This window comes from Dyella sp. PARNA 12/25 (assembly GCF_055702865.1).
The window spans coordinates 49,723-63,488 of sequence record NZ_JBVQCI010000008.1; the positions used below are offsets into that span (position 1 = coordinate 49,723).

10 protein-coding genes are annotated in these 13,766 nt (G+C 59.5%); 6 read left to right on the forward strand and 4 right to left on the reverse strand.

Annotated features, from left to right (window positions below; genetic code table 11):
• Positions 1-38 precede the first annotated feature (38 nt).
• Together AC0GUR_RS15270 and AC0GUR_RS15275 are read right to left on the reverse strand one after the other, a co-directional pair.
• Positions 39-2,375 carry a family 20 glycosylhydrolase gene (locus AC0GUR_RS15270; protein ID WP_472878355.1) on the reverse strand — a complete coding sequence of 779 codons (2,337 nt, stop codon included), beginning with the start codon at positions 2,373-2,375 and terminating at the stop codon, positions 39-41.
• Positions 2,372-3,382 carry a glucokinase gene (locus AC0GUR_RS15275; RefSeq protein WP_472878356.1) on the reverse strand — a complete coding sequence of 337 codons (1,011 nt, stop codon included), beginning with the start codon at positions 3,380-3,382 and terminating at the stop codon, positions 2,372-2,374. The genes AC0GUR_RS15270 and AC0GUR_RS15275 overlap by 4 nt, the downstream gene beginning before the upstream one ends.
• 377 nt (positions 3,383-3,759) lie before the next feature.
• Between AC0GUR_RS15275 and AC0GUR_RS15280 the strand changes: the two genes are divergently transcribed.
• The gene (locus AC0GUR_RS15280; protein ID WP_472878357.1) at positions 3,760-4,686 is read left to right on the forward strand and encodes a hypothetical protein; all 927 of its coding nucleotides are present in this window, start codon (positions 3,760-3,762) and stop codon (positions 4,684-4,686) included.
• Positions 4,687-4,830: 144 nt separating this feature from the next.
• Here the strand turns inward: AC0GUR_RS15280 and AC0GUR_RS15285 are convergent, their stop codons facing one another.
• Positions 4,831-5,088: a hypothetical protein gene (locus AC0GUR_RS15285; protein ID WP_472878358.1), complete on the reverse strand. Its 258-nt coding sequence runs from the start codon at positions 5,086-5,088 to the stop codon at positions 4,831-4,833.
• 502 nt (positions 5,089-5,590) lie between these two features.
• Here AC0GUR_RS15285 and AC0GUR_RS15290 point away from each other — a divergent pair.
• The 4 genes from AC0GUR_RS15290 (at position 5,591) to AC0GUR_RS15305 (ending at position 9,341) form a co-directional block, all read left to right on the forward strand.
• Positions 5,591-6,286 carry a DUF4386 domain-containing protein gene (locus AC0GUR_RS15290; protein WP_472878359.1) on the forward strand — a complete coding sequence of 232 codons (696 nt, stop codon included), beginning with the start codon at positions 5,591-5,593 and terminating at the stop codon, positions 6,284-6,286.
• A 717-nt stretch (positions 6,287-7,003) separates the two neighbouring features.
• Positions 7,004-7,744: an alpha/beta fold hydrolase gene (locus tag AC0GUR_RS15295; RefSeq protein WP_472878360.1), complete on the forward strand. Its 741-nt coding sequence runs from the start codon at positions 7,004-7,006 to the stop codon at positions 7,742-7,744.
• 60 nt (positions 7,745-7,804) lie between these two features.
• Positions 7,805-8,380 (forward strand): NADPH-dependent F420 reductase, encoded by a 576-nt coding sequence (locus AC0GUR_RS15300; protein WP_472878361.1) that lies wholly within the window; start codon positions 7,805-7,807, stop codon positions 8,378-8,380.
• 394 nt (positions 8,381-8,774) lie between these two features.
• Positions 8,775-9,341, forward strand: coding sequence for a cytochrome P460 family protein (locus tag AC0GUR_RS15305; RefSeq protein WP_472878362.1), 567 nt, complete (start codon positions 8,775-8,777; stop codon positions 9,339-9,341).
• A 410-nt stretch (positions 9,342-9,751) separates the two neighbouring features.
• On the opposite strand, the gene AC0GUR_RS15310 is transcribed toward AC0GUR_RS15305, so the two are convergent.
• The gene (locus tag AC0GUR_RS15310; RefSeq protein WP_472878363.1) at positions 9,752-10,927 is read right to left on the reverse strand and encodes a GGDEF domain-containing protein; all 1,176 of its coding nucleotides are present in this window, start codon (positions 10,925-10,927) and stop codon (positions 9,752-9,754) included.
• Positions 10,928-11,526: 599 nt separating this feature from the next.
• Between AC0GUR_RS15310 and AC0GUR_RS15315 the strand changes: the two genes are divergently transcribed.
• Positions 11,527-13,653, forward strand: a complete 2,127-nt coding sequence (locus AC0GUR_RS15315) for a TonB-dependent siderophore receptor (RefSeq protein ID WP_472878364.1) — start codon at positions 11,527-11,529, stop codon at positions 13,651-13,653.
• Positions 13,654-13,766 lie beyond the last annotated feature (113 nt).

The window sequence follows — 13,766 nt, forward strand, 5'->3', positions numbered from 1 at the left end:
TTGGCATTACTGCGCAGGGCATACGCCCCGCGTACCGCTTATTTGGAAAACGTCATCCGCGCCAACGCCCACTGACCCTCGCGTGGGTCGCCGGTAGCGACGATGCACAGGTTGCGCACGCCGGTCCCCACCGGCATGGCCATCTGCGCTTCAAGACGGGATTGCCCTTTCTCTTGCACCGCGTGCTCCAGCGGCAAGCTGGCAAGCAGCGGCCCTGTGCACGAATCGGTGTGGATCTCGAACTCGCCGGCAGTGCTGGCCTTGGGGCGCACCACCGCATCCTTGGCCTCGTCGCCAAAACGCCATGTCATGCGTTCGACCGTCATCGTGACGTGCTTGATGCCTTCCAGCGGCGCCTGCGACCACAGCCAGCAGGTGTTGCCGATATCCACGGAGTAACCCGGTACCGGCCCCTGCTCCGGCCGGCCGCCATGCAGTCGCGTACCGGGTTGGTTGGAGCATGTGGCAAGCGCGCTGCCATCGCGGCTCAGCAAGGTGGTGCCATCCAGCACCTGCGTGCGTGCCGCGGCAAGTTCAAAACCATCCGATGCAAACGTTGCGGCTTGCAGAGTCGCGTTGCCTGGCAGCGTCAGGGGCTTGGTGTACGTTGCGGACTGCCTGGTCGGTGCGGAACCATCCGTCGTATAGCGAATTGCGCCAAAGCCCACCTGATTGGACAGCTCCACGCGGAACGCGCCGTTCGTCGCTCTGGTCACATGGAACGCCGGTGCAAACGCACTGTCGGCATAGCCGATGCCGAGCGCGCGGTAGCGAGCCAGTTCGGCCGGCATGCGTTGCAGGAAACCGTGCCATTCGTGTGCGTTCGCCGGCGACCAGCCCAGCTCCGACAGCGCTGCAAGACGCGGGAACACGGCATGCTGGTCGTGCGCAAAGGTCGGCATCTGCTCGGTCCAGAGACCCGCCTGCACACCGATGATGCGCTTCGCCTCGGTCGCGCTCGCGCCGTTCGGAATCACTACCGTGTCGTAGGCCTGCCGCAACATCGCCCCGGGCGGCGGCCCCGGCCATTCATCCGGCAGGTCCGACTGAAAGTGGTCGAAGTACAACGATTCCTGCGGTGTCATCACCACGTCGTGGCCCTGCCGGAGGGCGGTGAGCGCGACACGCTCGTTGTCGTCGCCATGCCACGACATCACCACTTGCGATGTGGGAAGCGTCGCACCGGCCACCAGTTCGTCATCCCAGCCCACCGGCCTGCGCCCGTGCTTGATGAGATGATCCGCGACCTGACTCATGAACCAGCCTTGCAGCTGATCCATGTTTGTCAGGCCAAGCTTCTGCATCTGCGCACGTACTTCCGGCGACGCATTCCACTGCTGCTTGTCGGCCTCGTCACCGCCAATCGAGATGTATCGCGAGGGGAACAGCCGCATCACCTCATCGAGCACGTCGTCGACAAACTGCAACGTCTTTTCATTCGGCTTGAGTAGCCACGGGCTGACGCCCCAGTCCGTCCACACCGGCGGACGCTGGCCGGTGACGCCAAGCCAGGGATAAGCAGCTATGGCGGCCTGCGAATGTCCGGGCAGGTCAACTTCCGGCACCACGTCCACAAAGCGCTCGGTGGCATAACGCACGATGTCGCGTACATCAGCTTCTGTGTAAAAGCCGCAATAGGGTTGATTGGCCGCGCCGGTCAATTCGCTGTCGAGACCCACCGCCTTGCGGCATGCGCCGATCCTGGTGAGCTCGGGGTACTTGGGAATGTCGAGGCGCCAGCCTTGGTCTTCGGTCACATGCCAGAGCAGCACATTCAGTTTGCTGAGCGACATCCAGTCGATCAGCTTCTTGATGTCGGCCACGCTCTGGAAGTGGCGTCCTGAATCGAGCAGCAGTGCGCGCCATGCGAAACGCGGATGATCGTCAATCGTTCCGTAAGCCACTTGGACCGGTGCACCGCGCGTCCAGCCGGGCGGCGTCAGCAACTGCCAAAGGGTGACGCTGCCGTAGAACGCACCGCGCGGTGTGCGAGCCGTGAGCAGGATGCCGCTGCCATCCACCATGATGCGATAGCCGGCGTCATCCGCAATATCAGCGTCTGGATTCACATCGAAGGTGATCGCGGGACGCGCAGCGTCCTTTGCCTCGATGCGCAGGCGCAATCCTTGGGTGTCCGCGACGCGTTGCACAAACCGCTCGGCGATGGACCGCACTTCTTGCTGATCCGCGCCACGCACAGAGACCACGCCGCCATTCGTCAACTGGGCTGCGCCCGACTCCGCAGGGCTTGCCTTCGCCGGCTGTGGCAGTAGCGACCAGCGGGGCACGGCGGGCGCTGCAACCGCCACACTGGTGGTCGCCAACCACACGATGACCACGCAACGGAGACATGCCGATGTCGCGATGCGGCTCATGCGCCTGCTCCACTCACAAGCGCGTGCGGCAGCGCTTCCGACATGCCATGCCTTAGGTACCACTGGGCCGCACCGCGCACGCCGTGAAGGCCGTGCTCGGTGACACGTACCGATATTTGCGATAGCAACGCGCGCGCACTGCGTCCGTGCAGGAAGCGTTCCTCGAAGGCGCTGTGCCGTAGCTGCTCGAAGAGGGACGACAGGAATCCACCCGCCAGGTAAACACCGCCCGTGGCCATGAAGGTCATCGCGAGGTTGCCGGCAAAGCTCCCCAGCGACGCAAAGAAGATGTCCACGGCTTCCACCGCGAGTGCATCGCCGTGGGCAACGGCTGCCTTGGTGACGGCTTCCGGCGTCGCCAGTGTCGGTGTTTCTCCGTCCAGCGCACACAGCGCGATGTAGAGGTTCAGCAGGCCGGGGCCCGACACGATGTGTTCAAACGCCACGTAGCCGCCATGTGGCGCAAGCTGCGCGAGAACCGCGCGCTCGCGCACCGAGTTCGGCGCGAAATCCATTTGGCCCGCTTCCGTCGCCAGCACCAAGCCGCCGGCATCCCCGGGAAACTGCACCGCCGCGCCAAGACCCGTGCCCGGTCCAATCACCAGGGTTGGGCCACCGCCGTGCGCGTCTGGCCCGCACAGGTGACGGCCGCTGTTGGCCAGCGAGCCATCCAGCGCGTATGCCAGCGCTTCAAAATCGTTGAGTACGGCAACCTCATCCAGGCCCAGCGCATCACGCAGCTGCGTCAGGTGGATGGGCCAGGCGAGGTTATCGTTCACCACTTCGTCGCCCATGATCTGGCCCGCGCAAGCGAGTACGCAGCGCTTCACCGGGGCTTTCACCTCGGCGTCGACAAAGGCTTGCAGCAGTTCCGACGGCGTCGAAAACTCCGCGCACACAAAGACGCGACAGGCGAGCATTTCGACCTCGCGGGCTTCATCCCGCGAGGCATGCATCAGTGCGACACGCGCGTGCGTGCCGCCGATATCGGCCGCCAGAAACGGCATCGTCGGTCTCCCCGCCAGTCGATCCGAATGGTTCATTGCCCGCCCACTGCGCTCCCCGCGCACTGGGCCTGCTATCAGCCTGTAACGACATTGACACCGGTGTCAAGCGGTGCCGCAGCATGGGCTAACGGGCCCGGCATGCGGGTGGTGCAAGCGTTGGCCCAGCCGCCTGGGGGCTTCGGTGATCTGCTCAGGCTATGGCTGTACTAGCGAGAGGTTGGGCGGGACAAAGTACGCAGGCACGCCTGCCGATGTACATCCTCCTCGCAAATCTTGATCATGAGCGGCGGGTGTCCGCTTCCCACCCCTGGGCAGACATTTCTGACCCGCAGGCAAAATAAATCACTCCATCGGATCAACCCATACAGAGATCGGGCATGGAAACCGTATGTCAGGCTTGTGGTTATCAAAGGAAGCCATCCGATCAGGCACCCGATTGGGAATGCCCCTCTTGTGGCAAGGCGTATGCGAAGACCCTGCATGAATCGCCCAGTCCGCTCGTGATCTACTCGGATAACCCTTCCTCAAGGTCAGTCAACCGGCTGCACGGAGGACCTTCGTACGAGAAGGAGCCGAAAGAGACAGCTCTTAATAAGTACGGGCTGCTCATCGGAACTCTTTTTGCGCTCTTTTTTTCCCTGGGTATACCCATACTTGCCGATCCATCGTCAGCATCCGTCATTCTTCTGCACAGTGACGCTGGGTTGGTATGCCTTATCCTTTTCGCACTGATGGCAGTAGTTGTTGTCGGCAGGCGTATGAGTGCTGGGGTCGACTCCAATGACCCCAAGTCCGTATTTGCATTTGCCACCATATTCTTCGGGCTGGTTCTTGCGCTATTGTTTTTCGCTATCGCCATGTCAGGGCATAACGAAGCACGTACTGAGGCCAGGATCCAGCGTAATGGCCTGCGGTCCATGGCAGACGTCGTTCGCACCTATAGTGGAGGTTGCGGTAGACGATCTTGCAGCATCTACGTGGAATACGTGTTTACGCCGTCAACTGAAACGAACGTTGCATCGAAGTCCATACGTGGCTACGCAAATCTTGGCGATCGTCCCAACGACCCACGTGTTACCTACGCACGCTCAAATAAGCAGATCCCAATCGCCTACGAAGCTGGTCATCCTGAAGTCTCGGCACCGAACTTCAATGATGATGTTTTTCGCCTCGAGCATGGCGAACATTCCCGCGGCACGATGGCCTTGTTGGGCGAGATCTTCCTGGGGGTCTTCGTACTGGTGCTCGCGGTGGTGGCCCTTGGCCTTTGGCTGCGGCCAGGCAAGAAATTGCATGCCAGTTGATCCGAATCTGACCGGGCTTTTGTAATTCGATCTATAGGTGTCCGCAGTCGAAAGCAGGCATAGCTTCTCAACGTGCAATTTTTGGTCGTACTGGCGATGGAAGTCATGCAGGAAGCACACCACCCACAATTTCTCCATCGCGCTTCATTTGACCAGGTATGTGGCGGCGTGCAGGCCCGCCCCAACAGCGAAGACTGCAGTCACCTCCGGGCCCTTGGTCAACTCCAGCGCGATGGCGATGCGTCCGCTGAAGCGCTGATGCAACCCACGCACCCAGGCCTCGATGGCCTCGGGCTGATGCGCGAACGTGCCGAATTCTCGCGCATCGGTGCCGCTCGGCTGCAAACAGAAATCATGCTTGGCGTCCCCAGTCGAGCCCAACGAAGGCCGTGAAATCCTCATTTCGAATTGTGCTCATGCGTCACCTCGCCGCGTGCGTCAGCTGTCGAGACGTGCGTGCCCGAGCTCGGCAAAGTCGATATAGAGAGCCGAACTAGCGGCGTTCCCTGAGTATTCGTTGAGGAGCTCAAGCGCACCGGCGAGCTCGAAATCGAAGCGGTGAATATCGCAAGTTTGGACCGGAATGTTCGTAGCTTGCCGGTGCAAGTCCCGCCCTCGCGGCCAGCTACCTGGCGGCCGTGACATCGTCACTGAGAACTGGGCGGAATACCTATATCGGGTCGGAAGCAGACGTTAGCCTTGCTACTGCACATTTCCATCTCGCAAGCTTGATATCGCAGTCACGACGTTTAGCAAAAATGGTATCGCCACGAAGCCCAGGGCCGCACGCGCCGCACGTGGCTCAACGGTGCCGCTGGAACCGGCGGGGTGGTTTGGCCATAATTTTGCCCAGACTTCTGTAGGCCATATCGCGTACCCGCCCCTCATGTTGGAGGTTCGCATCATGACTCTGAAGAGGATGGCCCGTATCGCCGGGCTATGGTATCTGGGCTTCACCTTGGGGCCGTTCTACCTACTCTATGTCCCGTCGCGGACGGTCGTGCGCAATGACGCTACTGCTACGGCGGCCCGTGTCCTCAGCCACGAGATGTTGTTCCGCTGGGGCATGCTCGCCGAGACAGTGGGCGCGGTCATTTTCGTCGGACTGAGCTTGGCGCTCTATCGCCTTTTCGAACGTGTGGACCGCCACCGCGCACGACAACTGGTTGCTCTGGTACTCGTTTCGTCCTCCCTTGGCCTGGCGGCGGTGCTCTGCAATGCGGCCGCGCTCCTCGTATTTCGCGGTGGCGATTCTTTCGCTGCCTTCGACGACCACGCGCGCGCGGCTATCGGGATGCTTCTGATCCGGATGCATGGGCAAGCGAATGGCATCAACCAAATGTTCTGGGGATTGTGGCTGTTGCCTTTTGGATCGTTGGTCGTGAGCTCACGCTTTTTGCCGCGTTGGCTCGGATACTGGCTCCTGCTCGACGGTGTCGCTTGGGTGGCCTTGAGTGTGACTTGGTTCCTCGCTCCGGATTACCAGGACGATCTCTTCCTCTACCTCCAGCCGGTGTTTCTGGCCGAGCTTGCCGCCATGCTCTGGCTCCTGATCAAAGGTGCGAGGGAACCGCAGCCCCGTGCTGAAACGAATGCGTAGCTGCCCTGGAAAAAGGTGCCAGAGACAACTTCTGACGCTCAAAACGAGAATTCCGCAACGTCCGATGCGGGTCGGAAGCGGACATCGCCCGCCCTCCACGCCCCCTCAGCACCTCTAGATGCAGGCCAAGCTCAACGCGTGAGATTCAGGCTGCACAACCCATCCGACACCAGACCACGGCGGAAACGCTGGATGTCCTAAAAGGTTGCATATCTGACATTTACGCCGGCATCGGGAGTTACTAGATTTTCTCCCAGGCCCGACACGGCACCGGAACAATGGAGTTGCAAGTGAACACGACTCATCGCGACACGGCGTTGATCACGAGCGCTTGCTCAAGTACCAGCACGATGGTTCATCGGCCGCATCGAAATGGCTTCACGGCGTGTAGGGCGGAATAAATCGGCTCCTGCCGGTGTCCTCGCATTCACTGAAGCATGAACTGTCTGATGACGGTGCCTGTCAGCGTCCATCTTGATGTCTGCCAAGGAAAGGGTTGATACGCCATCTGGATGGCCCTGCATAGGGCGATTTTGTCACCAGTCCGTCGCTGCTCGATCAAGCCGACTGGGAATGCGCGCAAAGCATGGTCGCCGCATTTCGGTCGCGACAATCCGGCTACTCGATAGGGCACGGCAAGTGCCGCGTGACCTTACGCACAACCAACGACCTGCAATCCAAAGTCACTCACCAACACTCAATCATTGAGGCGCCAAAATGAAAAAAGCCATTCTTGCGCTCGGTGCACTCAGCAGCAGCGCCCTTGTGTCCATGGCACACGCTGCCGTCAAAAGTGTAGTTCTCGTTCATGGCGCGTTTGTCGATGGCTCCGGATGGAGACCAGTTACAGAAATTCTTGAACACGACGGCTATAGCGTGTCTGTCGTGCAGGAGCCACTCACATCGCTGGAAGCGGACGTCGCAGCCACACGTCTCGTCCTCGATCGATCGGGACCAAGCGTGCTCGTCGGCCATAGTTGGGGTGGCATGATCATCACCGAAGCAGGCACGCATCCAGCGGCTCGGAGCCTGGTCTACGTGGCGGCTTTCGAACCGGACGTAGGCGAAAGCGCCGGTGCGCTGCAGAGCAAGGCACCACCGGCAGCTCAGAGCGTCGTACCGGTCGGTGGCGGTTTTGTGCAGGTCAATGCGGAATCATTTCATCGCGACGTCGCCGCCGATTTGCCGGCGCAAGCAGTACATTTTGCGGCTATTTCGCAGGTGCCGATCGCGGCCGCGTCATTTGGCGCCTCGGTCAAGACCACGGCGTGGTCGATCAAACCGAGCTATGCCGTTGTCGCGACAGAAGACCGAATGATCAATCCAGAGCTCGAGCGATTCATGAGCCACCGAGCAAAGTCTCAGACGATCGAACTAACAGGAAGCCACGCGATATTTCTATCGCATCCAAAGGAGGTCGCAGCCCTGATTGAAAAGGCCGCGGAGGCGGCAGAGTAAACAGGAGCTGCAGACAATCCTCAGGAATGGATCTGTCGAAGCCGTCCGGCTGGAGTCACTATGAAACGCAAAATCGCCATTATCGGGGCAGGTAAGGCCGGCACGGCGCTGCAGACTGGCCTTTCCCGCGCAGGCCACCACGTTCGTTTTGCGACGAGGGAACAGGTCGCTGAGATCGCCTTGTGGGCAGACATCATCATCCTGGCCATGCCGTTCGGCGCAGTCCGGGAGGTGGCATGGGCACTGAACACTGTGGCCGACGGGAAGACCGTCATCGACGTGACCCATTCGCTCACTCCGGATTTTCAGCTAGCCATGGGTTTCACGACGAGCGGTGCCGAAGAGCTACAGAAACTCCTGCCCCATGCCCACGTTGTCAAAGCATTCAACACCGTTTTCGCTCAGCACATGAGCACTGGCGTTGCGAATGGCGAACAACTGACGGCCTTCGCAGCCAGTGACCATGACGAGGCTCGCAAGACTGTGCTTGAGCTCGCAAGTGCAATCGGGTTCGATCCCGTTGATGCAGGCCCACTCAAGAATGCCCGAAGCCTTGAGTCGTTAGCGTTCTTGAACATCCAGCTAAGTTGGTCGCTACAAAACGGCCCAGATGTCGGCTTCAGGTTCGTGCATTAGCCATGCAAAGCATGGCGTTTCTGAGATTTGGTTGGCGCGGGATCAAAACCCGGCCAAGAAGTCACTTTCATTCGCGAAGACTCATCTCGCCTGATTGGCTCAGATAGCGCGCATAGTCTTCTAGGAAGAAGAGGCACGGTTATCTGGATGAATCCGATGAGACGGTGCTTCCTGGATCGACAGCAGGTACAAGGCCTGGTGAGTCGCGCTCGAATCACCGGGCTTCACCTTTAAGGAGCCCGTCCTTCCATCCGGCGAACGACCTATATTCCGCATAGGCGGGGAAATCCCTGCTATGGAGGTGATCATCCCGGAGAGCAGTGACCTGGTAGCGCATAGCCCCGGCTTCCAGCCCCACGAGAGGGAGCTCGTCCACCCTAACGTAGGATCAGCCATGAAACGCCAAAGCAAGCTCATCATTACGACGGCTGTCGCATTGTTCGTTGTAGCTGGCGGCACGGCGCTTTACGCGCAAGACAAGATTGCAAACAGGCAAAGTTCGAACGACAAGTATTCTCTTGTGTCGCCCAGTGGCATTTCGTTTGCCGACTTCAGGGGTTATGAAGACTGGTCGGTCGTTTCGACGGCCCGAACGGACGAAGTGCTCAAGGTCATCGTTGCCAATCCAATCATGATTCAGGCGTACAAGTCGGGTATCCCTGGAAATGGCAAGCCATTTCCGGAGGGCTCGAAGATTGCGAAACTGCAATGGAAGTTCAAGAAGAGTACCGAGGCGCCGTTTGTTGTTGACGTGCCGGATGTCTTCTCGCAGGCGTTCGTCATTGAAAAGGACAGTAACAAGTTCTCGAAGAGCGGCGGCTGGGGTTACGCGCTGTTCGACTATGACGCAAAAACGGATACGTACAGCGCCGACCCCACTGGTGTATCCGATTGTGGCCACGCTTGCCACGTCAAAGTGGCTGCTAAGGATCACATCTTCCACCCATACCAGAAGCGTTGAGCCCCACCACGGTCTTTTATCGGGCTTGCGGCGACGCAAACCCCTTTTTCTTAGTTCACCGCCCCTCGCTTGGGGAAAGCGGCCGTGCTCGACATACGTTCTATCCCTCGATACTGGTCACCTATGTATGGATGCTGGAACGCCCTGGCCGGAGGCGGACGCTTCAAGGCTGGGTGAGGCCAGCCGGCGAATATCCTAGGCGGTGGACTTGGCGTGACGCCCGACAGCGGACGTTGATTACCGCGGCGAGTCCGCCCCAGTGTCGCAAGTCGCGATAAGGCATTTTTCAGGAGATATGAACATGCATTCTCGGGCGCGATGCATCTGCGATGCAGAACCTGGTGAACTCGGAGCGTGTTGACCATGCAGAAGTGAGCTCACCAGAGGCGGCCCGTAGTCGTACGGACTCTTCACCGCTCACTAGGATGGTCTAACTCAACCCGGTTTCGACCCGTTTGTTTAGCCCTGTACAGCGCCCGGTCTGCACGCTTTACCAGCTTGTGAATGTCTCGTTCCTTATTCGTTCGCCGTGCTACGCCAATGCTCACCGTGACCGGCACTGGCTTGCCGCTTCGCCACTGCTGCTGAAAGACCTGGGACTCAATGCGCGCCCGGAGTGCCTCTGCAAAGGCCTGAGCTTGCTCAATGGTTACACCTGGTAGTGCAGCGATGAACTCCTCACCGCCCCAGCGGGCAAAGATATCTTCAGACCGAGTGGATGTCTTTGCCACCTCGGATAAAGAGCGCAACACCTCATCACCAACATCGTGGCCATAGCAATCGTTGATCTTTTTGAAATGGTCCACGTCAAGCAGAAGGATTGACAGATCCTCATTGGTTGCCAGGATGCTTTCGATGACCTCGAGAAATTCGCGTCGATTGGGGAGCCCTGTCAGTTCGTCAGTGCCGGCCTGTTTCTGTAGCAGTTCCATCAGGCGTACGCGATCGGCGATATCACGAATTACTGCAGTGAATTCGATCAGGCCATTAACGTTGATCTTCGATATCGCAACCTCAACGGGAAGCAACGTGCCATCGCGATGCCGGCCATAAAGGCGATTGCGTTCATTCATCTGCCTCGCTCGCGCGGGCGATCGGGCAAACTGCTGCACGTACTTGCGGTGGTGATCCCTGAATGTTTCGGGCAGCAGCACCTCAAGTGGTTGGCCCAATATTTCGTCAGCTGGATAGCCGAAGAGGTTTTCCGCCGCCCTATTGAACAACGTGATGCGATGCTGTTGATTCGTCGTTACGATGGCGTCATAGGCAGCGTCTACGACTGATCTGAAGCGTGATGAAAACGCCTCGAGCTCGGTTTCGACCGATACCCAACTTACGGGCTCACCCTTCTCATTTCTTGGGACCGGCAACTGGAAGCTCTGGCTTACGTGCTCCAGCATCGTCGTCAGCGAGTTCACTTGCTGCCGTAGCCGCTTTGCTTCATCCCCTAGATCAGCACGGGGTTGTCGTGCAAAGCATCGAGGAATCGACGCTCCAATGATCGCGCCGATGGCTACTGACACCATGGAAAGAGCGACGGTGTGATTGGCGAATTGCCAAATGGCATCGAGTATTGAAGTGACCATAGATCCCCCCGGCTGGATGGTCGCTCTCACTTAGGTCTGTTTTGGCTCGAAAACGGACCTTATGCATGGTGTGGTCGTCTTGGGGCCGCAAATCTGCGGTTCGCCCATCGAATTCACGTGCTGGCCATGCCTGAGGCAGTGCCAGTCCAACTCGGGCGCCCTCGCCCCAGTCGTTGCGAGGCCGTCAAATGGGAACCTGTGCGCCATTGCGAGCGCCAACCGAGGTGATCGCATCCGCGTCGGGTCAGGACGCTGATGGGTGATGCGTCACAACTTGCGCGAAGCTTACATGGTAGTCGCCTGCGATTCGTTAAAGCTTACATAGAGGCCGCATGCCTTGGCTCTCGTCGGTGGGGAGACCATCGCTCGTAACGCTGCGTATTGCGGCAAATGAGCCTAAACGCCGCCTCCGTCGCAAAGTCCCTTGACAACAAATGGGAATGACTCGCATTCTCTATCAATAATTTCTTACGCCATCACCCGTGCCTGGGTGAGAGCCCCATTCGAACGCGCCATCCATCCCCTGTGCACTGGCAGTGCACGGGCCAGATGAGCACGCGTCGGCATCCAACACACGTTTTTGAGAAAAGGGGTTAACGATGAAAGACCACCAGCACCGTGGTGAGTACCTTGCCGCCCGCGCTCTGGCTTGGCTGATTGCTGGCGCTCTTGCATGTCCTGGCGCCGTCGCGTTCGCTCAGGATGCGAACAACAGCTCCGCGCCTGCCAATGTCCAGACGCTGGATGCCGTATCGGTGCAAGGTATTCGTCCTTCACTCTATGCGGTGCCTGACGTCAACGTCGGCGCGCTCGGAGCCAAGGATCCAAAGGAGCTGCCGCTGTCGGTGGAGTCGTATGCGTCCCCGCTGATCGAGGCGCAGGGCGCCCGCACACTCATTGATGTTCTGAAGAACGACCCCTCCGTGCAGAACACAGCGGTCGGCGGTGCGATGGACAACATCAGTATCCGAGGCTTTCCCGTCGATTGGACCAATACGATGCGTCGCGACGGTATGCCGGTTGCGCCCTACTACGACTTGCCACTGGAAAATATCGAGCGTGTCGATGTGCTCAAGGGGCCTTCGGGCTTCCTGTACGGCATGAACTCTCCGGGGGGCACAGTCAACTATGTGATCAAGCGGCCCACGCAGGACACCTTCACCACGGTGACCGGTGAGGTCCGCAGCTATGACGGGTACTACGGCGCGCTAGATGCCGGTGGACCGGTCGGCCAATCGTTTGGCTATCGCATCAATGTTGCTGGCGAAAAGGTGGGCGACTTCGGCCATGCAGGCGATCTCAAGCGCGGCATGGCCAGTGCAGCCTTTGATTGGTCGATTGCCCCTGGTGTGTTGCTTCGCTTCGACCTGGACTACCAGCGCAAGCGCCTCGCGGCACAGCCCGTGATCGGCACACAGCCAGATGGATCGCTGCCGCCGACGTTTGATCCACGCACACTGCTGGGCCAGCCCTGGCTGCAGTACCGCACAAGCACCTACAACCTAGGAAGCCGCCTCGATTGGCAACTCAGCGACCGATGGAGCCTGACCACGCAGGTGGCGCAGTCGTACAACAGCCGCGATGCGGCCTTTCCGGACGTCTATTCGGTGGCGGCCAATGGCGACATCCTGAGTGGCGATATCTATCTCTCGCCGAACCAGAGCTTCCGCGTCTTGTCCACCAACACCTTCGTCACAGGGCACTTCGATACGGGAACCATGGCGCATCAGCTGGTGGCTGGCGTATCAACGCGCGACTACCACTCGCATGAAGGTGGCTTTGGCGTGGCCGATGTCACGGTGGGCAACATCTTCCATCCGGTGTATTCCCCCGAGCTGTCAATTCCGGCGCCTGCGAAGAATGAAACGCGCAACAAGCAGCCGAGTGCTTTCGTCAGCGACTTGATCGATATGGGCGAACACTGGACCGCCATGCTGGGCCTTCGCCATGTGCACTACACCAGCGACTCGTATCCGGCGCGCGGTGGCAGCTCAAGCTATCGCACCGACACCAACATGCCATCGGCAGGCGTGGTCTATAAGCCGCTCGCCACGTTGTCGGCCTATGTGAGCTATGCCGAAGGCTTTGAGCAAGGCGGTGTCGCGCCCTACAACACACTCAACGCGGGGCAGTACCTGCAGCCGGTCAAGAGCAAGCAGTACGAAACGGGCGTGAAGGCAGACGTGTCCAACGCACTTTCGCTCAACGCCGCAGTGTTCCGCATCGAGAAGGCATTGCAGTACGTCAATAACGCCAACTACTTCGTGCAAGGTGGCACACAGCGCCACACCGGCGTCGAGTTCACGGCAAACGGTCGACTGACGCGCAACTTGTCGTTGATTGCTGGGGCCGCGTGGTTGAATACCGAGCTGCTTCATACCGGTGACGTAAGCACCAACGGCAAGCGCGCCGCGAACGTGCCATGCTTCCAGGCTAACACCTTCCTCGACTATCGCATCGCGGCGGTGCCCGGCCTTGGCGTCAACGCCGGCATCTACTACGTCGGCAGCCGACCGCTGGATGCACAGAACAGCGCTACCTTGCCGGGATATACACGCGTTGATGCCGGAGCGGCCTATCAGACCAGCATGGGCGGTCACCGAACGGTATGGCGTGCCGGCGTACAGAACCTGGCTGATCGGCGCTACTGGGCGGCCGCCAATTACGGCTCCGTCTGGCCCGGCATTCCGCGCACGGTATCGCTGTCAGTGCAGTTCGATATCTGAGGCGGTTCGCGCTCGTCGCCGCGTCGATGGCCTCTGTGGGTCAATGCGGCGATTAGTGTGAGACGGAACGTGCTTTTCGGTGAGCAGAGCTCTTTGCAACCCTCACTCCGGGT

Coding starts and splice junctions, on each gene's coding strand:
- AC0GUR_RS15270 (WP_472878355.1), bottom strand. CDS start 2,375: ATGAGCCGCATCGCGACATCGGCATGTCTCCGTTGCGTGGTCATCGTG.
- AC0GUR_RS15275 (WP_472878356.1), bottom strand. CDS start 3,382: ATGCCGTTTCTGGCGGCCGATATCGGCGGCACGCACGCGCGTGTCGCA.
- AC0GUR_RS15280 (WP_472878357.1), top strand. CDS start 3,760: ATGGAAACCGTATGTCAGGCTTGTGGTTATCAAAGGAAGCCATCCGAT.
- AC0GUR_RS15285 (WP_472878358.1), bottom strand. CDS start 5,088: ATGAGGATTTCACGGCCTTCGTTGGGCTCGACTGGGGACGCCAAGCAT.
- AC0GUR_RS15290 (WP_472878359.1), top strand. CDS start 5,591: ATGACTCTGAAGAGGATGGCCCGTATCGCCGGGCTATGGTATCTGGGC.
- AC0GUR_RS15295 (WP_472878360.1), top strand. CDS start 7,004: ATGAAAAAAGCCATTCTTGCGCTCGGTGCACTCAGCAGCAGCGCCCTT.
- AC0GUR_RS15300 (WP_472878361.1), top strand. CDS start 7,805: ATGAAACGCAAAATCGCCATTATCGGGGCAGGTAAGGCCGGCACGGCG.
- AC0GUR_RS15305 (WP_472878362.1), top strand. CDS start 8,775: ATGAAACGCCAAAGCAAGCTCATCATTACGACGGCTGTCGCATTGTTC.
- AC0GUR_RS15310 (WP_472878363.1), bottom strand. CDS start 10,927: ATGGTCACTTCAATACTCGATGCCATTTGGCAATTCGCCAATCACACC.
- AC0GUR_RS15315 (WP_472878364.1), top strand. CDS start 11,527: ATGAAAGACCACCAGCACCGTGGTGAGTACCTTGCCGCCCGCGCTCTG.